The sequence below is a fragment of the Microbacterium sp. B19 genome (assembly GCF_000333395.1).
In the GTDB taxonomy this organism is placed as follows: Bacteria; Actinomycetota; Actinomycetes; order Actinomycetales; family Microbacteriaceae; genus Microbacterium.
This window is the reverse complement of record NZ_BADA01000015.1, coordinates 1-1,556: the sequence shown is the minus strand read 5'-3', so window position 1 is coordinate 1,556 and position 1,556 is coordinate 1. Positions and strand designations below refer to the sequence as shown.

Below are 1,556 nucleotides of genomic sequence, written 5' to 3'. Positions count from 1 at the left end.
GGGTGACGCGTCACGACCTCCCGCGTCGCCCGCGCGATCGAGGCCGCGTCGGCGGTGTCGATGCGAACCGTGTCGATTCCGGGGTGCGTCGCCGCGATCTCGTCGAGCAGCTGCTGACGGCGTCCGCCCACGATGACGGTGTTGCCGGCGGCGTGGAGGCGCTCGGCGAGGGCGAGGCCGATCCCGCTCGTCGCGCCGGGGATGAAGACGATGTTTCCGGTGATGTCCATGACGCCAGTCTTCGGCGCCGGGCGGGTGGCATCCAGGTTCGCCCCATCGGGGGACCCGGGATCCCTGGATGCCGTTCCCCCGGCGCAGCAGGATGGAGGCATGGACCGGATCGGCATGGCGGAGTTCCTGCGCGCGCGTCGCGAGGCGCTGCGCCCCGAGGACGTCGGTCTCACGGAGGGCCCGCGTCGGCGGACGGCGGGACTCCGCCGCGAGGAGGTCGCCGCGGCGGCCGCGATGTCCGTCGATTACTACACCCGTCTCGAGCAACAGCGCGGGCCGCAGCCGAGCACGGCCGTGCTCGCCGCGCTGGCCCGGGCGCTCCGCATGACGCGCGACGAACGCGACTACATCTTCCGTCTCGCGGGCCACGCCGTGCCCGACCGGCTCGGACGCGCCGATCACGTCTCGCCCGCCCTCCAGCGTGTCTTCGCGAGGCTGTCGGACACGCCCGCACTCGTGATCTCGCACGTCGGCGAGACCCTCGCGCAGAACGCGCTCGCCGTCGCCCTGCTCGGTGACCACGTCGGCGCGCGCGGATGGGCGCGGTTCGAGGCGTGGCGGTGGTTCGTCCCGCCGCACACCGACCGCGGGATCTATCCGGAGAGCGACCGCGAGCGCCAGAGCCGCGCGATCGTGGCGGGGCTCCGCTCGGCGTACGGGATCCTCGGGCCGGCGTCCGTCGCGGGCGAGCTCGTGGCCGAGATCCTGCCTCGGAGCGACGAGTTCCGCCGCCTGTGGGAGCGGCAGGAGGTCGCCCAGCGGTTCGCCGACCACAAGGTCCTCGTGCACCCCGAGCTCGGCGACATCGAGGTCGACTGCCAGGTCCTCTTCACGGAGGACCGCGGTCAGGCGCTCCTCGTCCTGACGCCGGAGCCGCGCAGTGAGGCGGAGGAGAAGATCCGTCTCCTCGGCGTCCTGGGTCTGCAGCGGTTCACCGCGGGCTGAGACACCGGATGCCACGACCCGGCGTCGAGTCGTGGCATCCGGTGGGGTGGGTCACTCCTTCGGCGGACCCACCACTCCGGGCTTCGCTGGATCCAGGAACTCTTCGGTCCCGACGCGCGCGTGGCGCCGCGAGTAGGCGAAGTAGATCGCGAAGCCGATCGCGAGCCAGATGAGGAACCGCAGCCAGGTCTCGACCGAGAGATTGAGCATGAGATACGTGCAGATCAGCGCCGACAGGATCGGGAGCACGGGACTCCACGGCACGCGGAAGCCGCGCTTCAGGTCGGGACGCGTGCGCCGCAGCACGATGACGCCGACGGAGACGAGAACGAACGCCGACAGCGTGCCGATGTTGACCATCTCCTCGAGCCCCCGACGGG

The 1,556-nt window shown here is 71.8% G+C and carries 3 protein-coding genes; 1 reads left to right on the top strand and 2 read right to left on the bottom strand.

What is annotated here, in order from left to right:
- A partial coding sequence (locus I5G_RS19665; RefSeq protein WP_036325454.1) for an SDR family NAD(P)-dependent oxidoreductase occupies positions 1-230 on the bottom strand: 230 nt, incomplete at its 3' end.
- Between the two features lie 100 nt (positions 231-330).
- On the opposite strand from I5G_RS19665, the gene I5G_RS00310 reads away from it, so the two are divergent.
- Complete coding sequence (locus tag I5G_RS00310; RefSeq protein ID WP_022877265.1) at positions 331-1,176, top strand: helix-turn-helix domain-containing protein; 846 nt, start codon at positions 331-333, stop codon at positions 1,174-1,176.
- A gap of 51 nt (positions 1,177-1,227) precedes the next feature.
- On the opposite strand, the gene I5G_RS19660 is transcribed toward I5G_RS00310, so the two are convergent.
- The coding region (locus tag I5G_RS19660; RefSeq protein ID WP_036325453.1) for an APC family permease at positions 1,228-1,556 on the bottom strand (329 nt) is incomplete at its 5' end.